The sequence below is a fragment of the Cyanobacterium aponinum PCC 10605 genome (assembly GCF_000317675.1).
Classification (GTDB): Bacteria; Cyanobacteriota; Cyanobacteriia; order Cyanobacteriales; family Cyanobacteriaceae; genus PCC-10605.
Genome location: NC_019776.1, coordinates 3,593,940 through 3,606,686, shown reverse-complemented (window position 1 = coordinate 3,606,686; position 12,747 = coordinate 3,593,940). Strand labels below are relative to the sequence as shown.

The 12,747-nt window shown below is 35.5% G+C and carries 16 protein-coding genes and 1 pseudogene; 5 read left to right on the top strand and 12 right to left on the bottom strand.

The annotated features are described in order from the left end of the window. Window positions 1-55: 55 nt before the first annotated feature. The 3 genes from CYAN10605_RS15120 (at window position 56) to CYAN10605_RS18245 (ending at window position 2,804) form a co-directional block, all read left to right on the top strand. Complete coding sequence (locus CYAN10605_RS15120) at window positions 56-1,207, top strand: cysteine desulfurase family protein (protein ID WP_015220816.1); 1,152 nt, start codon at window positions 56-58, stop codon at window positions 1,205-1,207. 173 nt (window positions 1,208-1,380) lie between these two features. Continuing rightward, a complete protein-coding gene (locus CYAN10605_RS15115; RefSeq protein WP_015220815.1) occupies window positions 1,381-2,589 on the top strand; it encodes an FAD-dependent monooxygenase in 1,209 nt (402 codons plus the stop codon). A gap of 98 nt (window positions 2,590-2,687) precedes the next feature. Then, the gene (locus tag CYAN10605_RS18245; protein WP_015220814.1) at window positions 2,688-2,804 is read left to right on the top strand and encodes a photosystem II reaction center protein I; all 117 of its coding nucleotides are present in this window, start codon (window positions 2,688-2,690) and stop codon (window positions 2,802-2,804) included. A 212-nt stretch (window positions 2,805-3,016) separates the two neighbouring features. Here the strand turns inward: CYAN10605_RS18245 and CYAN10605_RS15110 are convergent, their stop codons facing one another. The 11 genes from CYAN10605_RS15110 to CYAN10605_RS15065 all read right to left on the bottom strand — a co-directional run bounded on the left by CYAN10605_RS15110 (window position 3,017) and on the right by CYAN10605_RS15065 (window position 9,271). After that, complete coding sequence (locus tag CYAN10605_RS15110; RefSeq protein ID WP_015220813.1) at window positions 3,017-3,262, bottom strand: DUF4926 domain-containing protein; 246 nt, start codon at window positions 3,260-3,262, stop codon at window positions 3,017-3,019. 21 nt (window positions 3,263-3,283) lie between these two features. Beyond that, window positions 3,284-3,616 carry a DUF6883 domain-containing protein gene (locus CYAN10605_RS15105; protein ID WP_015220812.1) on the bottom strand — a complete coding sequence of 111 codons (333 nt, stop codon included), beginning with the start codon at window positions 3,614-3,616 and terminating at the stop codon, window positions 3,284-3,286. 101 nt (window positions 3,617-3,717) lie between these two features. Then, window positions 3,718-3,858: a type II toxin-antitoxin system HicA family toxin gene (locus CYAN10605_RS19220; RefSeq protein ID WP_241212841.1), complete on the bottom strand. Its 141-nt coding sequence runs from the start codon at window positions 3,856-3,858 to the stop codon at window positions 3,718-3,720. Window positions 3,859-3,947: 89 nt separating this feature from the next. After that, complete coding sequence (locus CYAN10605_RS15100; RefSeq protein ID WP_015220811.1) at window positions 3,948-4,154, bottom strand: type II toxin-antitoxin system HicB family antitoxin; 207 nt, start codon at window positions 4,152-4,154, stop codon at window positions 3,948-3,950. Window positions 4,155-4,591: 437 nt separating this feature from the next. After that, the gene (locus CYAN10605_RS15095; protein ID WP_015220810.1) at window positions 4,592-4,819 is read right to left on the bottom strand and encodes a DUF433 domain-containing protein; all 228 of its coding nucleotides are present in this window, start codon (window positions 4,817-4,819) and stop codon (window positions 4,592-4,594) included. 166 nt (window positions 4,820-4,985) lie between these two features. Next, the gene (locus CYAN10605_RS15090; RefSeq protein WP_015220809.1) at window positions 4,986-5,252 is read right to left on the bottom strand and encodes a type II toxin-antitoxin system RelE family toxin; all 267 of its coding nucleotides are present in this window, start codon (window positions 5,250-5,252) and stop codon (window positions 4,986-4,988) included. 2 nt (window positions 5,253-5,254) lie between these two features. Further along, the gene (locus CYAN10605_RS15085; RefSeq protein ID WP_015220808.1) at window positions 5,255-5,467 is read right to left on the bottom strand and encodes a hypothetical protein; all 213 of its coding nucleotides are present in this window, start codon (window positions 5,465-5,467) and stop codon (window positions 5,255-5,257) included. 162 nt (window positions 5,468-5,629) lie between these two features. Beyond that, on the bottom strand, window positions 5,630-6,121 hold the full coding sequence (locus CYAN10605_RS15080; protein ID WP_015220807.1) for a hypothetical protein: 492 nt from the start codon (window positions 6,119-6,121) through the stop codon (window positions 5,630-5,632). 137 nt (window positions 6,122-6,258) lie between these two features. Next, on the bottom strand, window positions 6,259-8,304 hold the full coding sequence (bchD, locus tag CYAN10605_RS15075) for a magnesium chelatase ATPase subunit D (RefSeq protein WP_015220806.1): 2,046 nt from the start codon (window positions 8,302-8,304) through the stop codon (window positions 6,259-6,261). A gap of 317 nt (window positions 8,305-8,621) precedes the next feature. Beyond that, entirely contained in the window at window positions 8,622-9,062 is a 441-nt protein-coding gene (locus tag CYAN10605_RS15070) for a PIN domain-containing protein (RefSeq protein ID WP_015220804.1), read from the bottom strand. A 2-nt stretch (window positions 9,063-9,064) separates the two neighbouring features. After that, window positions 9,065-9,271: a hypothetical protein gene (locus CYAN10605_RS15065; RefSeq protein WP_015220803.1), complete on the bottom strand. Its 207-nt coding sequence runs from the start codon at window positions 9,269-9,271 to the stop codon at window positions 9,065-9,067. A gap of 386 nt (window positions 9,272-9,657) precedes the next feature. Here CYAN10605_RS15065 and CYAN10605_RS17960 point away from each other — a divergent pair, with 386 nt between their 5' ends. Further along, window positions 9,658-10,170 carry a Spy/CpxP family protein refolding chaperone gene (locus tag CYAN10605_RS17960; RefSeq protein WP_015220802.1) on the top strand — a complete coding sequence of 171 codons (513 nt, stop codon included), beginning with the start codon at window positions 9,658-9,660 and terminating at the stop codon, window positions 10,168-10,170. A gap of 119 nt (window positions 10,171-10,289) precedes the next feature. After that, window positions 10,290-11,363: a class II fructose-bisphosphate aldolase gene (gene fba, locus CYAN10605_RS15055; protein WP_015220801.1), complete on the top strand. Its 1,074-nt coding sequence runs from the start codon at window positions 10,290-10,292 to the stop codon at window positions 11,361-11,363. A 124-nt stretch (window positions 11,364-11,487) separates the two neighbouring features. Here fba and CYAN10605_RS19215 read toward each other — a convergent pair. Further along, window positions 11,488-11,931: pseudogene (locus tag CYAN10605_RS19215) on the bottom strand (M23 family metallopeptidase); the annotation flags it as partial. Between the last annotated feature and the right edge of the window lie 816 nt (window positions 11,932-12,747).

Sequence of the window (12,747 nt, the reverse complement as noted above, 5' to 3'; positions counted from 1 at the left end):
ACTGTTTGTTTATAATAATAACTGATACTTTTATCTTCAGGTTACTAAATCTCTTATGCGCGATCGCCCCATTTATTTAGATGGACACGCTACCACACAAGTTGATGAACGAGTAATTAAGGCTATGATGCCCTATTTTACTGAATATTTCGGTAATCCTTCTAGTAATGCCCATGTTTATGGTTGGGAGGCTCAGGCGGGGGTGAAAAAAGCGAGAGATGCGATCGCATCTGCCATTAATGCTGAACCAAGGGAAATTATTTTTACCAGTGGTGCAACAGAAGCTAATAATCTAGCTATTAAGGGAGTTGCTGAAGCCTATTTTCAGAAAGGCAGACATATTATTACAGTAGAAACCGAACATAGAGCAGTCATTGAACCCTGTGAGTATTTGCAAAGTCTTGGTTTTGAGATTACTTTTCTACCTGTAGAAAAAAACGGTTTATTAAACTTAGAATTACTAACAAAAACTATCAGAGAAGATACTATTTTAGTGTCAGTTATGACGGCTAATAATGAAATAGGAGTAATTCAAGATATAGAAAAAATAGGGGCTATTTGTCGTGAAAACGAAGTTATTTTTCATACTGACTCTGCCCAAGCCATTGGCAAAATTCCCCTTGATGTGCAGAAAATGAATGTTGATTTAATGTCTTTTACTGCCCACAAAATTCATGGTATAAAAGGAATTGGGGCATTATATATCAGAGCAAAAAATCCCAGAGTAAATATCGCCTCTCAAATTCAAGGGGGAGGACAAGAAAGAGGTTATCGATCTGGTACACTATGTACACCGCAAATAGTGGGTTTTGCTGAAGCGATAAACATCGCTCTAAAAGAGATGGAGCAAGAAAATCAAAGACAAAAAAATTTAAGAGATTATCTGTGGCAAGAATTAAAGCAATTAGATGGTATTTACTTAAATGGAGACTTAAATCAACGATTAGCAGGAAATTTAAATATTAGTGTTGAGGGAGTAAATGGATCTGCATTATTATTAGCATTACAGTCTCAAATTGCCGTGTCATCTGGTTCTGCTTGTTCTTCAACATCCACTAAACCTTCTCATGTTTTAAAGGCTTTGGGGTATTCCGATGAGTTGGCAAGGGCTTCGTTACGATTTGGCATTGGACGTTTTAACACTTTTGAGGAAATTAAGGAAACCGCTAGTTTCACTCTACAAACTATTAAAACTCTGAGAAGATGAATTACAACTAATCTGAGTTCAATAGATACCTCCAACAAGAGGTATTTTAAGGGAACCAAGCCCTAACTACAAAAAATTAAAAATAAGTTCTGGAGATGTCTAATATAAAATTATCGGTGTTGAATTGAAAAGGTGTCAGGTGTCGGGTGAAAGAATTTATCTTGTAAGAGGCTATGGAAAAGGAAATTATTATTATTGGTGGGGGTATTGGGGGATTAACTCTGGCTCGTGCTTTACAGTTAAAGAGAATTGATTTTCAATTATATGAACAGGCAAAGTCTTTTGAGGCTCTAGGCTATGGTTTGCAAATTAGTCCCAATGTGGTTCGAGTTTTTCAACAATTAGGATTAGATAAGGAGTTAGAAGCCATTTCTCATCGTTGTTATGGTTTTCAGTTAAAGTCTTTTGATTCTGATAGGGAAATTGCGTCTTGGCAATTAAATCAAACAATTCCTTACTATCAATGTCGCCGAGCAGATTTGCACCAGTTACTATATGATTCTATTGAAGATAAAAGTAGAATTCATTTTTGCCAACGGTTAACAGATTATCACCAAGAGGAAGAGAGCTTATATTTTAGCCTTGAAAATGATCCTCAAAAGTATTCTGCTAAGGCTTTAATCGGAGCAGATGGAGTGCGATCGCATCTTAGAAAGTCCTTATTTCCCAATTATGAGGCGAAATACTCAGGTTATTTTGCATTTAGGGCAATTTTGCCATTTTCTGAAAAATATCGACCTTTATGGGGCAAAGCTACCGTTTGGATGGGGAAAAATCATCATGTTGTTGCTTATCCTAATGAAAATAAACAGATAGGGAAGTGTTGGTTAAATTTAGTGTTAGTGGTAAGAGAAAAAAATTGGCAGGAGGAGGGGTGGGCTATTACTGCGGATAAACAAGAAATTTGGCAACGTTTTGGGAATAAATCACCCTTACTTGATGAAATTTTGCAAGATTTAGGCAAAACGGAGGAAACCTGTTATAAATGGGGCTTATTCACCCATCAACCCCTACCCTATTGGTCAAAAGGAAAAGTAACTCTGTTAGGGGATGCCGCTCATCCTATGTTACCATTTCAAGCCCAAGGAGCAGGAATGGCTATCGAGGATGCTTATGTTTTAGCAAATTGTTTGTCTCTGGAAACAAAGATAGAAACCGCCTTATTCAAATATCAACAATTACGCCAAGAAAGAGCGACTAAAGTTCAACAAACATCACGAAAAAACGCTGACATATTCCACGCTACAGGCATAAGTGCGATCGCTCGTGATATTGCATTAGGCTTGGCAGTGACGGTAAATTCTAATTTAATCAATCTTAAAACTGCGTGGATATATGATTATGATGTCACTAACCTAGGCTATATAAGTAAAAAAACCTAATAACTCAGCGAATTTGAATTCTGCAAGAATTCTCATAAGGTAAGGACATTTTTCGGTAGAATAGACCAAGAATAAAATCATTAGGAGTATATAAAAAAGTGTTAACCCTTAAAATTGTTGTAAATATTGTTGTAGCGTCTTTTATCCTTCTATTTATCTTTGGTTTCTTATCCGGAGACCCTGCTCGTAACCCCGGACGTAAAGACTTAGAATAATATCATACTTTAATATTAATAACGGTGGGGCTTTTTTGCTTATAAACCCCACCTTTTTTTATTAACTCGGATGGGATTAAAAATTAAATAAAATGCTATCTCTTTAGGAATTACTTTGTAATATGTAACCTTTTAACTAATCAACATTGATGCAGAAGAGCGATCCGAAGGGATCTGCTACGCAGTACGCACCTTAAACCATACCAACATTATTAGGCAACCTCAGCTAAAAGTCTTACAGTAGGGATATCTGATTTAGTCGGTTGACGAAAATAACTCATAGGTAGCGTGACAACCGCTCTTGTATTTCCTAACAAATCAAAAAATTCTACACTGTAACCAGTTTCTAAACCACTAACATTATGTATATCTACCACTGTCCCAATATCACCAGCAAATAAACCATCTTCGACTATATCTTTTAATAAAATTACATCAGAATAAAGAGCAAAATTCATACTGTTTAAAACCTCCAATTTTTATTCAGGAATCATCGTAATTAATCGAGGAATTTCTGTACCTTTGTCAATTTGCCATACACTTTTCATCAATAATGGCTTGTGAATAGGAGTAAGTATTTCTGATATTATTTCGTATCTTATGCCGTAGGATGTTTCTTTGATTATAGAAACTTCTGCATTGAGATGAAACTTGCGAATATCTGACTCTAATTGTTGCCAATTTTCAGGAGAATAGCCATAATTAAGCAATATTTTTGCTTTTGAACCTCCCCTTTTATGATTGATATTCAATAAATAATCGATTATTTTCGATTTTTCAATGATAGCGAGATCGAAATTAGGAATCTGCATTATATTTCACTCCCAATCCTTTCCATTATATCTCATCAGCTCGATCGCACCCTTAACCAATCAACATTAACTCATAAGCTCGATCGCACCTCTTAACCATATCAATTAAACTTAATACCTGACTGTTTTTCAATGGCTTTTAATGTGCCAATAGGAATTATTTTTCCTTGATGAATAGGTACAATAGCTGTTCTTTGAGTAGTGTTATTGAATAATTTTAGATGAGAACCCGTTTGCGAAATTTCAATAAAACCGTTCTTTTTTAGTTAGTTGCTTAATGATTTCTTTGGATGTTAAACGAGGAGATTTAGAAAACATTTTGAATTGTTTTTTAAACTAAAATTTCGATGCGATTATTAATATCAGTATTCGATGAAATTTCGGGTATTGGTTCTAAAAGTAATTGAATTGCATCTTTTAAGTTTTCGATTGCTTCTTCTTTTGTGTCTCCGCAGGAAGAAATATAGTTTAATTCAGGACAAGTAGCTGAATAAGATTGTGCTTCCTCATCCCATTCTAATATTGCTTTAACAATCATTTTGACTTATCTTGATTAAAATAACATTGATTTTGCCTATATATTAACTTATTTTAGTGATCGAACCCTCCCTAAGCACAATCGCACCCCCTAAACCAGTCAAAATTACCTCATAAGTATGATCGAACCTTAAACCATATCAATATTATGACCTAAGAGCGATCGCACCGCCTCAACCAAATCAATATTACTTCAGAAGCTCGATATAATTATTGATGAATAGTAATCTGAGTTTGATTAACTTCAATAAAATAATGATTTTCAAATAGGGTAATTATTTCTAATAAATTATTAGATAATATATTAATTAAATCGCTATTTTTTATATTTCCTGTTGTTATTAATAAAAGTTTATAAGGTTTTTCCTAAGAATAAATGAATCTAAAAAATCTTTGTCTTTAGTAACAACAATATATTGATATTGACAAGAAATTTCATTATTTAATCAAAGATATACTTTTTACCTGCGTTAATTTGGTAGCAAAAGATAAAACGGCTAAAATATCTTCTAATTCTAAATCTTCGTAGTCTAGCAAAATTTCTTCTGTTGTCATCCCCGCACTTAATAATTCTAAAATCATTTCCACAGGATAACGTAAGCCTCTGATACAAGGTTTACCATGACAAATATGAGGATTGATCGTGATACGTTCTATGGATTCCATTTTCTACTTATTAGTCAACTCTAATATTATTTAATTATATCTGATGAGGCACGATCGCACCCCCTAAACCAATAAAAATTACCTCATAAGTATGATCGCACCTTTAACCAATCAACATTACTTCAGAAGAGCGATCGCATTCATCTAAATTAGAATAATTAAGTAGTTAGGGAAAGTATTTATAAATATCTTTGCGATGAAGAAATCTAGTGAAAATAATTGTATCTTCTTGTATCTCTAAACCTATTCTATAATCTCTAATTTTGATACGGTAGAAGTTATTATATCCTGTTAGTTTTTTTACATTTTTAACTTGATTGAATAATTCTGCTTTTTTACACTCTAAGATCACATATTTTATTTGTTCAGACAGTTTTTTATCTTTTATTTTTTGTAAATCCTTAGCAAAAGCTGATTCAAATTTTACTTTCATCTCTAATTATTTTCTAACAATAAAAATATATCTTCTTCAGCAACAAAATCATTTTTTCTACCTTCTTTAATAGCATTTTTTAAACCTATTTCTTCTATAACTTCTAAAAACAGTTCTTGAAAATCATCCTTTTTAGTTTCCATCAGTTCTATCAAAACTTCTTTTAATAATTCTTTGATTTTTTCTTCTGATAAATCGATCGTTTTGCTAATCATAATTGACAATTCTACCTCTAAATATATAGTAAATTTATTTAATTATATCTTATCAGATATGATCGAACCTCCAACCACCAACATAACCTCATAAGCACCATCGAACTCCTCAACCATACCAACATTACTTCAGATAAGGATGTCATACTTTTTTAGTTAAATTTATAAATTTTCTAATAATAACTCTGCTAATTCCAATTTTTGATCAATTGATAAAGAAGATAAATTGTTTTTAATTTCAGAATATAGTTCTTCATATTTGCTAATTTTTGAATTGACAACAACACGACTGTTAATAGAATAAGACGGATGAGATTTTTTTTGATTTATTTCAGACTTAATCTTCGCCAGTGCTTCCTTTGCTTTATAAAGTTGTTCTTGTCTCTTATAATCCAAAATTCTTTGATAGCTTTTTTTTCTTTCTATTTCATCTTTTTTTCTAGCTAACATTATCAAATCATTTTTAATTTTTTTTTCGATGTTTTCCATCTGCATCATTATATTAAATTTATGACTTGATAAGAGTGTTTGAGGTAATTTTTCAGAAAGTAATTTTAACTCTTTTTTTAGCTCAATATGTTCTCTCTTTAAACGGACTTCTTCCTCAAATAAGGCATATTCTAATTGTTCTATTTCTTTAGTTGTTATATCCATATTTGATAACTAGGACTGCTATAGTGAGTATTGTAATTATAATATTCTTTATCTCTTTACGAAAACAATATAGTCAGTTAACATTTATTTAGTAGGTTGGCTTGAATGATAAAACTCAACACCAACCTAAATTAATCCTACTTCAAATCAGCGATCGCACCCTTTGCCATATTCGCAATAGCCTGATCTGTAGCCTTTGGTAACTGATAATAATTACCTCCTGCTTGTTTAGCCAACTCCTTACCGAAGCCAGTAGAAACAAACTTCTTCTCCGTGTCGATAACCAGCAATTTCATGCCCATAGCACGGATTTTCGTGGCAATATCCAACAATTCCGCCTTAATATCGGGTTTTTCTCCTTCTTCAAGGGTTTCACCGAGAGATCGCGCCAAAGGAATATTCCCCCGTCCGTCCGTAATCGCCACAATGACAACCTGTCCAATATCCCCCGACATCTGGGCATTTACCCCCACATGAACCGCCTGAGTTAAGGCATGGGATAAAGGCGAACCACCACCGCAAGGCAAGGTTTCCAAACGGGTACGGGCTAAAGTAATGGAACGAGTAGGAGGCAATAATACGTCCGCCTGTTCACCTCGGAAGGGAATTAACGCCACCTGATCTCGATTTTCGTAGGCTTCCGTTAATAACCGCATTACCGCACCCTTTGCCGACTGCATCCGATTAAGAGCCATCGATCCGGACGCATCCACCACAAAGACGATTAAAGCCCCTGCTTTCCTTGCGAGGCGTTTTGACCTCAAATCACTCTGCTCCACGATAACACGGCGATTAGGATAGCGTTCACGGCGACTTTTTTGATAGGGTGCCGCCGCCCTCAATGTGGCATCAACAGCGATACGTCTTACTTTCCCTTTTGGTAACATGGGCTTAATATAGCGTCCTCGATCATCGGTGAAAATGAGGTTACGAGCACCGGACTTACCCTGTCTTTGCATCTGTTGGGCAAAATACAAGACACTGGGATCTAAAATCACCCCTTCCACATCAAAAACAAACTCCTCGGGAATTTGCGGAGTTTCATCCTGTTCTTGATTTTCATTATCTTTTTTATCTTCTTCTTGGGAATCATCTTGATCCTGATCTTGATTTTCCCCTTCATCTTCTCCTTGATCTTGGGGTTGTGGTGGTGGGGGAGGTGGAGGAGGTTGCATTTGCTCATCTGGGGGTGTTTGAATCAGGGTTGAGCGAGGTACAATCACCAATTCCACCGCTTTACGCAAATCATCCGCGCTGACGTTATTGCGTCCTTCTAATGCCGCCGATGCCATAGCTACCCTGACAGCGAAAATCTCCGCTCTATGCCCTTCTACTGCCCCTCTGATGGCTTCTTGCACTAAATACTTAACCTGATCTTGAGTAATTTTTACTTCTTTAATCCACTCCCTTGCAAGGATAATCTCGGTTTTCAGTGCGTCCATATCCTCATCATATTGTTGCAAGAATTGTTGAGGGGAAGCCGCATAATCGATCACTTGATCCACCGCTTGGACTCTTTCATCTAACGCCAATACTCCATCAGCACTAAGCGCGATCGCAACTCTATCCAATAAATGTTCTCGCAATGCCCCTTCTTCGGGGTTATAGGTAGCGATGAGTAAAGGTTTGCATGGATGCGCAAAACTGATGCCTTCCCGTTCAATTTGATTTTTACCATCGGTTAAGACGCTTAACAGTTGATTGGCGATTTGGTCATCTAACAAGTTAATTTCATCGATATATAAAACCCCACGGTGTGCCTGTGCTAACAATCCGGGCTGAAATACTGGTTCACCACGCTTAACGGACTCTTCCACATCCACCGAACCCAAAAGCCTATCTTCCGTTGTACCTAAAGGTATTTGCACAAAAGGGGCAGGTATTACTTCCGTGGGGATTTCCTCTCTAGGGGTGTTGCCATAAATTTCGAGGGTTTCACTATCCCAATCTTGTCGATTATCGGGATCACAGTTGAAACGACTATCTTTGATTACTTCAATAGGAGGTAATAGGGCATGGATTCCCCTAGCCATAACTGATTTTGCTGTACCCCGTTTACCTGCGATCGCAACTCCCCCCAATTGAGGATCAACGGCGGCGAGGAGAAGGGCGGTTTTAATGGCTTGTTGCCCAATAACGGCAGTTAAAGGAAAGTTTGTATTAATAGTTTTTAGTGTTGGCATTAATATAGTGATTATTATAAATGCAATGTTAATCAAACCTATATTTTACCGTACATTGACAATGACTTAATCCGTCTTAAAATACACGACAAGATAATATCATTAAAATATAACTTTCGTAAAGTTTTTAGCAATATTATTATTACGGCTATATAACCCAATTATCTTAACAATTTAATGTATTATGAAACAAGATTTACAACAACTTTACTTTAATTCTGAGGAATTAAAACAATTAACAGGAATCAGTATTGACTTAAATAAAATAACTCCTCGATCAGAAACATCACTTTGTGACTTTTAAACAGGAAAATACCTTAAATTGTTAACAGATTAGCATTAATTAAATATATTAAAGTATCCGTTGTCCAAGTCGCTCTTCCACAACCAATAAAATCAGAATCTTTAGTCCAAATATCAACATCAAGTAGAATTGAAATCGCTACTGTTTCCCAGTCATTTAAGTCTCTAGGAATTAAATTTTTTGCATGATTTTCTAAATGTTGATAGTCAGAAAAAATGACCATATTAAGACTTTCGACAATTAACTTCGCATCCCCTAATCTTTTCTTTCCTTCATTTTGAGTTAATCGTTTTTGTTGAATCATAAAGTTAACCCTTTTATCTAATTCATAATTTGCCTCACTAAATACTCTTTCTGAGACATAAAGAGTTAACATCGGATTTAAGATTATTTCTTGTCCTCTTTTTCTTAATAATTCACCAATTAAGATATTGGCATCTACAACTAAAAACATCGTTAAAAAGAAAATGGATTACTAGGATCTAATATATTGACTAATTCTTCAACAGTCATATTACTACTTTTTGCCATTTCTTCTAAATCTTTATTTAAAGAGTCAAATAATTTTTTTAGTTTTTCTGGATCTTTTTTTTTAATTCCTATTTTTTTGCGATAATAATTAGCATCTTTATTTTTTGCTTTTAAAATTTTGATCGAACTCATAATTCTATCTTTCTTATCGACATTATATTATTTCTATTCTAGCCTAGGATATTGCTGAATAAAGATATGAAACACAGAAAAAACTATGTGAAGATATAAAGCCAAAGTCTAAATATGGGTTATTTTTGCCCTTTGCCAAGGGGGTGTCACTGCTAACTGTGAGCGATGCTTGTAAGTCCCGTTCTTGCCTTCGACTTACAACAAAAAATAATAGCTCAAATCACCAACGCTTAATATTTTATTTAGCTGAAATTTTGGGATGAACTTTTTGTAAAAATCGACGGTCTAAAAATATAGCAACCACGATATTAAATAACTGAGTGATTATTTTAATTTATTGGGGGCTTATTAACTAAATACTTGTATTTTTATGGAGGGTTTTAATTATGAATAATTTAATTCGTCATTCCTTGATTTTTGTTACTATAGCTGGTTTTGGTTTTACTGGCAATGCTTCGGCTTCTAATTATGAACAGAATCTTAATGTAAATTCTCGTTTAAGTGTTTCCACTGAGTCTTCCCAAATTGTTGCCCAAAAGAGATGGGGTGATGATGATAAAGAATATAAGGGAGAAAAATTAATCGAAAGATTGAACTTGACTGCTGAACAACGAAATCAAATGACTCAGATACGTAATAAGTATCAACCTCAGTTTAATAGTTTAAGAGAACAAATTCGCACTGAAAGAAATACTCTTAGTCAAATGATGCGTAATAATCAAAATGAGTCTCAATTGCGATCGCAGCATCAAAAAATAGTTACCCTAGATCAACAAATTCATAATTTGAGATTTGAAAGTATGTTAGAAATGAGGGCCGTATTAACCCCTGAACAAAGACAAGAATGGGCAAACATGATGGCGGACAGAAAGATGTCTCGTCAAGGACAAAATCGCTAAATTCTCTCAAGAAGCTACACAAAAGTCAAAAAATATCCTAAGATCGACCCATAATAGGTTAAGATTCTTAACAAAGAAAATTCTAAAATAAAATAAAGAAAAACTTAAGGAGGATATTTATGGCTTTAGTCCCCATGCGGTTATTGTTAGACCACGCCGCCGAGAATGATTACGGTATCCCTGCATTTAACGTTAATAACTTAGAGCAAATCTTAGCCATTATGAATGCGGCTAATGAAACTGATAGTCCCGTTATCTTACAGGCTTCTCGTGGTGCTCGTTCTTATGCTGGAGAAAACTTCCTCCGTCATTTAATCTTAGCGGCTGTGGAAACCTATCCTCATATTCCCGTTGCTATGCACCAAGATCATGGTAACAGCCCTGCAACTTGTTATAGTGCTATTCGTAATGGTTTCACCAGCGTAATGATGGATGGTTCATTGCAAGAAGATGCTAAAACCCCTTCTAGCTTCGATTATAACGTTAGTGTTACTGCAGAAGTAGTTAAAGTTGCTCACTCCGTTGGCGCAAGTGTTGAAGGTGAATTAGGTTGCTTAGGTTCTCTAGAAACTGGTATGGGTGAAGCGGAAGACGGTCACGGTTTTGAAGGTAAATTAGATCATTCTCAACTTTTAACTGATCCTGATGAAGCTGTTGAATTCGTAGAACGTACTCAAGTTGACGCTTTAGCTGTTGCTATTGGTACTAGCCATGGTGCGTACAAATTTACCCGTAAACCTACTGGTGAAATCTTAGCTATTAGCCGTATCGAAGAAATCCATGCTAAATTACCCAACACTCACTTAGTAATGCACGGTTCTTCTTCTGTACCTCAAGAATGGTTAGAAATGATTAACCAATATGGTGGTCAAATCCGTGAAACCTATGGTGTACCTGTAGAGGAAATCCAAAAAGGTATTAAGAGTGGTGTTCGCAAAGTAAATATTGATACTGACAACCGTTTAGCTATTACCGCCGCTATTCGTGAAGCTGCTGCTAAAGATCCTTCTAACTTCGATCCTCGTCACTTCATGAAACCTTCTATGAAGTACATGAAACAAGTTTGTGCAGATCGTTATCAACAATTCTGGACTGCTGGTAATGCTAGTAAGATCAAGCAAATCAGCTTAGATGAATTTGCCGCTAAATATGCTAAAGGTGAATTATCTGCTAAAACCACTGTTGCGGTTTAATTTGTTTGTGAACTAAATAGTATCGTGAATAAAAATACCCCTTACCTTTTTTGGTGAGGGGACTTTTTTTGTCTCATTGAATAGTAGTAGAAAGCAGGAAACATTAGCCTGCTGTCAGTTATTTTTATCTTCCTTTTTTCGGTAAGAATGCGATCGGATCTACCGCTTTACTACCATTAGGATGAATTTCAAAATGTAAGTGAGGACCAGTGCTAAAACCAGTACTACCCATTTTGGCTATCTGTTGCCCTTGGGTGACGTTTTGTCCACGACGAACCAGAATTTTGCTATTGTGAGCATAAAGGGTAACGCTACCATCATAATGTCTGATTTTGACTAAATTACCAAAACCACCAGAATTCCAACCAGCAGTGATAACTTCTCCATCAGCCGCCGCAAAAATAGGAGTTCCCACTGGTGCGGCAATATCTATACCCCTGTGCATTCTACCCCAACGCCAACCATAACCAGAAGTAAACACCCCTTTAGCGGGCCAAATGTAACCTCGAAAAGGTCTTTGACTTTCAGGTAAATAAGGATCGGGAGAATTCAGTTGTGGTAAATTTGGAGAACCTATATCTCCCACCGCAGGACTCATAGTCGGATCATAGTATTCTATTTGAATGGGAACAACACTAACTAGATTACTGTTTTGAGAGCTATCTTCAAAATTGTCTTGACTCGAAGCACTAATCAGATTGATGTTATTCTCGTTTGCGGTAGAATTAGCATTTATATCACCATTAGAAATAAATGTTGGTTCTTCTACATCTAAAGTAATTACATTGTTGGTAGTATTACTTTCAGTCTGTTGTTTTATAAAAGAATCCTTCGCAGAAGGTACAACAGGTATATTAACAGCACTAACCCCAGCACTATTGTCAGAGTTTTCGATCGCAATAGGAATAGAAACAGACTCAGTTTTGATCAAATTGGGAGATTCCACAGAATTAACAGGAATACTCAAAGATTGCCCTTGATTTCCAGAAATGATGTGATTATCAGCAACCGTAAATTTTCCCGCCGACTTAAAAGAAGTGGCTGATGTTTTTAATCTTTGATCAAAAGAAGGAGTAATGACTCTGGAAACATTGTTTTCAGTGACAACACCATTATTGATATTAGATGAATTAGAAGTTGCTCTTGCAACTATAGAGTTACTGTTAGAATCAGTTTTTAAACCTGAAGTATTCTCCGTCAAAATAGAAACCTGTTCGGCACTATTAACCAATAAAGTAGGTTGGAAAAATTCTTGAGTGTTTGTCTTAACAGACTCTAAGACAGTAGCACTAACTGATTCAGGTGATGCGATTAATCCTAATGCTAGAATGAATCCAGCAGAAGATAATCTCTGAGATAGACACTTTAATTTCATGGATTTAGT

Coding starts and splice junctions, on each gene's coding strand:
- CYAN10605_RS15120 (WP_015220816.1), top strand. CDS start 56: ATGCGCGATCGCCCCATTTATTTAGATGGACACGCTACCACACAAGTT.
- CYAN10605_RS15115 (WP_015220815.1), top strand. CDS start 1,381: ATGGAAAAGGAAATTATTATTATTGGTGGGGGTATTGGGGGATTAACT.
- CYAN10605_RS15110 (WP_015220813.1), bottom strand. CDS start 3,262: ATGAATTTTGCTCTTTATTCTGATGTAATTTTATTAAAAGATATAGTC.
- CYAN10605_RS15105 (WP_015220812.1), bottom strand. CDS start 3,616: ATGCAGATTCCTAATTTCGATCTCGCTATCATTGAAAAATCGAAAATA.
- CYAN10605_RS15100 (WP_015220811.1), bottom strand. CDS start 4,154: ATGATTGTTAAAGCAATATTAGAATGGGATGAGGAAGCACAATCTTAT.
- CYAN10605_RS15095 (WP_015220810.1), bottom strand. CDS start 4,819: ATGGAATCCATAGAACGTATCACGATCAATCCTCATATTTGTCATGGT.
- CYAN10605_RS15090 (WP_015220809.1), bottom strand. CDS start 5,252: ATGAAAGTAAAATTTGAATCAGCTTTTGCTAAGGATTTACAAAAAATA.
- CYAN10605_RS15085 (WP_015220808.1), bottom strand. CDS start 5,467: ATGATTAGCAAAACGATCGATTTATCAGAAGAAAAAATCAAAGAATTA.
- CYAN10605_RS15080 (WP_015220807.1), bottom strand. CDS start 6,121: ATGGATATAACAACTAAAGAAATAGAACAATTAGAATATGCCTTATTT.
- bchD (WP_015220806.1), bottom strand. CDS start 8,304: ATGCCAACACTAAAAACTATTAATACAAACTTTCCTTTAACTGCCGTT.
- CYAN10605_RS15070 (WP_015220804.1), bottom strand. CDS start 9,062: ATGTTTTTAGTTGTAGATGCCAATATCTTAATTGGTGAATTATTAAGA.
- CYAN10605_RS15065 (WP_015220803.1), bottom strand. CDS start 9,271: ATGAGTTCGATCAAAATTTTAAAAGCAAAAAATAAAGATGCTAATTAT.
- CYAN10605_RS17960 (WP_015220802.1), top strand. CDS start 9,658: ATGAATAATTTAATTCGTCATTCCTTGATTTTTGTTACTATAGCTGGT.
- fba (WP_015220801.1), top strand. CDS start 10,290: ATGGCTTTAGTCCCCATGCGGTTATTGTTAGACCACGCCGCCGAGAAT.